Origin of the sequence: Archangium sp. (assembly GCF_036389735.1) — a bacterium.
In the GTDB taxonomy this organism is placed as follows: domain Bacteria; phylum Myxococcota; class Myxococcia; order Myxococcales; family Myxococcaceae; genus Archangium.
In genome coordinates this window covers 1-4,400 of record NZ_DASVWK010000319.1, presented here as the reverse complement: position 1 = coordinate 4,400, position 4,400 = coordinate 1, and the positions used below count along the sequence as shown (strand labels likewise).

The 4,400-nt window shown below is 71.2% G+C and carries 5 protein-coding genes; 2 read left to right on the top strand and 3 right to left on the bottom strand.

Annotation, left to right across the window (positions count from 1 at the left end):
• Together VF794_RS11270 and VF794_RS11265 are read right to left on the bottom strand one after the other, a co-directional pair.
• A partial coding sequence (locus VF794_RS11270; protein ID WP_331109578.1) for a TIGR02269 family lipoprotein occupies window positions 1–675 on the bottom strand: 675 nt, incomplete at its 3' end.
• Window positions 676–696: 21 nt separating this feature from the next.
• On the bottom strand, window positions 697–1,467 hold the full coding sequence (locus tag VF794_RS11265; protein WP_331109576.1) for a M15 family metallopeptidase: 771 nt from the start codon (window positions 1,465–1,467) through the stop codon (window positions 697–699).
• 71 nt (window positions 1,468–1,538) lie between these two features.
• Here VF794_RS11265 and VF794_RS11260 point away from each other — a divergent pair, with 71 nt between their 5' ends.
• A complete protein-coding gene (locus VF794_RS11260; protein ID WP_331109574.1) occupies window positions 1,539–2,411 on the top strand; it encodes an MBL fold metallo-hydrolase in 873 nt (290 codons plus the stop codon).
• On the opposite strand, the gene VF794_RS11255 is transcribed toward VF794_RS11260, so the two are convergent.
• Entirely contained in the window at window positions 2,374–2,592 is a 219-nt protein-coding gene (locus VF794_RS11255) for a hypothetical protein (RefSeq protein WP_331109572.1), read from the bottom strand. The genes VF794_RS11260 and VF794_RS11255 overlap by 38 nt on opposite strands.
• A gap of 160 nt (window positions 2,593–2,752) precedes the next feature.
• On the opposite strand from VF794_RS11255, the gene VF794_RS11250 reads away from it, so the two are divergent.
• The coding region (locus VF794_RS11250; RefSeq protein WP_331109570.1) for a molecular chaperone DnaJ at window positions 2,753–4,400 on the top strand (1,648 nt) is incomplete at its 3' end.

Below are 4,400 nucleotides of genomic sequence, written 5' to 3'. Positions count from 1 at the left end.
GGTCACGAGAGGGCCCACGATATCGAAGCGGAAGGCTAGCTCGAAGGCTTTGCCGAGCATCTCCTCCCGGGGCACCTTGCGGCCAAGGTTGGCATTCATGAACTGCCGCCATGCCTCGTTCCACGCACCACCTGGCCCCGTGCCACGGTGAATGCGCAGGTGGACCTGCTCCGGAATGGCCATCGTCCACGCATGGATGTCGATGTCACTGCTCCGGAAGAAGTCCCTGAACTCCCGCGCCTGGGGAAACAGGTGATGCTTGATGAGCTTGCCCTCGAGCCTCGGGAACGCCGGGAGGAAGCCGTCGCGGTAGCGGAAGTGGAACGTCAGCTGGGGTCGGGCGCCGTCCCGAAGCCCCGCTCGCCTCCAGTTGCGCTGGGAACCAGGGCTCCGGAAAGGGGGAGGACGCGAACCCCGCGCCAGTTCCGCCCCATGTGCCAGGGGCGTGCGTGCCACGGCCTCCGGGTCCACGTCCTCGCACCTGAAAACGCCGCACTCCCCTTCATCGCACGCGAGCACGATGCACTGATCGGCGTCCGGGTTCTCGCACGCCGCGGCGGCGTAGGCCGCGTCCTGCCCCTCAAGCGGAATGGGCGAAGAGGTGGCACACGCGGACAGCACCAACGCGGCCAGGGACAACGGCAGCAAAGTGCGTGGCAGGGAACGTCTCATCATCGTTCTTCCCATTGTGGGGGATTACCTGCACGCCGGGTCCAGCAGCTCCGGCCGGTACTCGAAGTGCATCGTGTCGTAGTGGTACCAGCGCCCGCCCCAGATGAAGCCCTCGGCCTCGAAGGCGTCCACGATGACCTGGGGAATCCGGTTGGCCCAGCGCACCGGACTCTTCGGCTTCGCCCACTCCCAGTAATGTGAGCGCGCCGTGTTCAGGTCGATGGACACGCCATAGGAATGCGCGCTCTGGCGGTTCGTGTTGGCGATCTTCCGCCAGTTGAAGGTGCCGGCCATGCGCGTGAGGTACGGCCGCAGGCCCGGATCCTTCGCCAGCGCATCGGAGAGCCTCTTCGCCACACGCTTGAAGGCCGGTGCCGCCTCGCGGTGCACCTTCAGCCGCTGCCCCAGGAAGTCGATGCCCACCACATCCACCTTCGCCTCGGAGGCACCGTAGGTGGCGAGGAAGAGCGGGTCGAAGCGGATGCGCCCCGGGTCCTCGTTCTCGCGCGTCACGGGCGTGATGGGGCCCGGGGTGTAGGGGATGGAGAACGTGTCCTCCAGGTCCGGTGACGCCAGCTTCTCCTCGAAGGACTTCGCCTTGCCGTCGTCCCACGGATACGTGGCTCCCCCCAGCTTGAAATGCCACGCGCCGTCCACCTTCACCGGCTCCACCGGGTACCACTTCGACAGGCACGCCAGCGCACGCGGCGGGGGGTCCGCGGCGGGAGGGGTGGTGGCGGACGCCTCGGCACCGGTGAGTCCTGCGAGCGCGAGCGCGAGGGGGAAGAGTTCCATCCAGCCATCGTGCCACGCGGTTGGGAAGCTCGGGTTGACATCGGCGCGCGGCGGGCGAAGCTCGCGAGCGCATGCGAATCCATCATCTGAACGGGACCACGATGTGTCCGCCGGCCAGCGGCCTGCTGCTGGGCCAGGAGGGGGCACACATGGTGTGCCACTGCCTGCTCATCGAGACGAACGCCGGCCTGGTGCTGGTGGACACGGCGCTGGGGCTGGACGACCTCCAGGCCGAATCCCACCGGAGCGTGCGGAAACAACTGGGGCTGCTGCGGCCAAAGCTGGACCCGGAGGAGACGATGGCCCGGCAGGTGGAGCGGCTGGGCTACCGGCGCGAGGACGTGCGACACATCGTGCTCACGCACCTGGACGTGGACCATGCGGGAGGGCTGGCGGACTTCCCTCGGGCGAAGGTGCACGTGTACGCGAAGGAGCACGCGGCGGCGGTGGTGGAGCGAGGACTGAGGGCGCGCATCCGCTTCAAGGAGTGCCAGTGGGCCCACGGCCCGGACTGGAAGCTGTACGAGGTGACCCAGGGAGAGCGCTGGTTCGGCTTCGAGTGCGTGCGCCAGTTGGAGGGCCTGCCGCCGGAAATCCTGCTGGTGCCGCTGGTGGGGCACACGCTCGGGCACTGCGCGGTGGCGGTGGACCGGGGAGACACGTGGCTGCTGCACGCGGGCGACGCCTACTTCTTCCGGGGAGAAATGGAGGAGCACCCGCACTGCCCGGCCGGGCTGCGCCTCTTCCAGAACCTCATCCAGGAGAACCGGAAGGACCGGCTGTCCAACCAGGAGCGGCTGCGCGAGCTGGCGCGGACGCAGGCGGGCGAGGTGCAGGTGTTCTGCGCCCACGACGCGGAGGAGTGGCGGCGGATGGCCGAGCACGCCGCCACGGAGGGCGCGCCGACTACTTCTTCGGCTGGGTCGCGAACCGCGCGAGGGTAGAGGCGAAGCTCTTGCGCTCGGGGTTGAGCGAGGTGTTCAGCTGACGCTGCTCGCGCACGGAGGCGGTGGGGGACTCGGCGGGGCCCTCGAGGGACTCCTTGTCGAACCGATCCTGGCCTCCGCCGACGCGGCGCAGGGCCTGCGTGCCGTAGATGCGACGGTTGGGGTCTCTCCCAGCCATGGGGTGCCTCCGGGGGGTGGGAGGAGAGCATAGGCCGGACCGCCCCCCGGTTGCACGGGAGCCCGCTCCCAGGGCGAGCAGGCGCTTGCGTCCAGAGCGTTCCCGGGCGATCACACGCCCCCGCCATCGGGTACCCTGCCCCGAGCGTTCTCCTGCCTCCATGTCCTCCTCGTCGACAGCACCGCTCGCCTCCGAGTCGGCCCTGCTTCGCGTGGCGCCTCCTCCCGAGGAGTCGCCCCTGCGCCGCGCCGAGCTGCGCCTCAAGGAGCTCCTCGCCGAGCTCGAGGCGCTCGACGCGGAGATCGACTCGCTCGGCGTGGAGCTGGAGCGCTTCGCCCGCGCCTACGAGGACGCCCTCTCCTCCTCCTTCGAGGAGGTGGGCCGCTCCGAGCGCCTCCTGCGCCGGCTCCGCAACGTCCAGGACGCCGCCGCCGCCCTCCTGCGCCGCCTCGAACAGCCCGAGCCTCCCGCCGACGCTGATCGCGACTCCCGCCAGCTCCCCGACTCCACCTCGCCCGCTTCCGCTCCCCACGCCCGCGCCACCGTCGAGCGCCCCGAGGACGACGCCTTCCCCGAGGACGAGGACCCGGACGCCTTCGCGGACGAAGAAGAGCCCGAGGACGAAGCCCCCTCCGAGCAGGAGCTCCTCGCCGAGCGCGAGGACGAGGCCGTGGTCCTCAAGCGGCTCCACCGCCGGCTGGCCCGCCTGCTCCACCCGGACCTCGCGCAGTCGGAAGAGGAGCGCAAGCGGCTCGACGCCCTCATGGCCCGCGTCAACGTGGCCTACGAGGCCGGAGACCGCACCACGCTGGAGCTCATCGCCGCCCGGGTGGGCGCGGGCGACACCGCGGACTCGCTCTCCGATGACGACCGCCTGGCGCACCTCGAGCGCCGCATCCGCACCCTGTCCACCGCCGCCCACTCCCTGCGCCAGCAGCGCGAGAGCCTGCGCTCCACCGCCACCGCCCGCCTCCACGAGGAGTCCCGCCGCCGCGCCGCCGAGGGCCGCGACTACCTCGCCGAGACGCGCGCGGAGATGGACGAGGAGCTCCACGGCCTGGCCCAGGACGCCCGCGCCCGCATGCGCCAGCTCGAGCGCGCCGCGCGGGCACTCACTTCCCTGAGGAACAAGCGCATGTCCACGCTCGCCGAGAACCTCAAGGGCCGCAAGCTCCGCGCCTTCGACCCCGTCCTGGAGAGTCCCCTCGTGCGCCAGGGCGTGCTCCGCCTCGAGCGCCAGCGCGCCACCCCCGCCGCGCGCGAGCTCGCCCGCCGCCTCGAGGACGACGCCACCCAGGCCCCCTGGCAGGTCGCCCTCACCCTCATGGCCTTCTTCGCCGAGGCCGCCGGCCGCCCCCCTCCGGGGCTCGACTCCACCGAGGCCTGGGCCGAGCGCTACGAGCTGCTGCGCGAGCTCGGCCTCCACGACGCGCCCACCTTCGACCAGGCCCTCACCCGGCTGCCGCGCCACCTCGACGTGGGCATGCGCGCCATGAAGAAGGAGGTGCGCTTCGGCCTCCAGCTGCGCGATGCCGAGCTGCTCGCCGCCGTGCCCCTCGCCCTCCAGCGCGCCGACGTGGCCGAGCTGGGCCGCTCCGTGCTCGCCGTCATCGGCCCCCAGGAGCAGTGCAAGCGCTGCGGCGAGGAGGTGCTCCTCCAGCACCTGCTGCGCACCCGAGGGCTCGACGAGCTCAACGGCATGCTGTGCCCGCTGTGCGCCCACGTGCAGAAGAGCTACTGGCTCTACAGCCGCTCCGAGGGCCAGGAGTCCCTGCTCCCCCATGCGCTGCGGCTCGGCACCGTGGCCG

Bases quoted from the DNA above. Each gene is read 5' to 3' on its own strand.
- VF794_RS11265 (WP_331109576.1), bottom strand. From the start codon at position 1,467: ATGGAACTCTTCCCCCTCGCGCTCGCGCTCGCAGGACTCACCGGTGCC.
- VF794_RS11260 (WP_331109574.1), top strand. From the start codon at position 1,539: ATGCGAATCCATCATCTGAACGGGACCACGATGTGTCCGCCGGCCAGC.
- VF794_RS11255 (WP_331109572.1), bottom strand. From the start codon at position 2,592: ATGGCTGGGAGAGACCCCAACCGTCGCATCTACGGCACGCAGGCCCTG.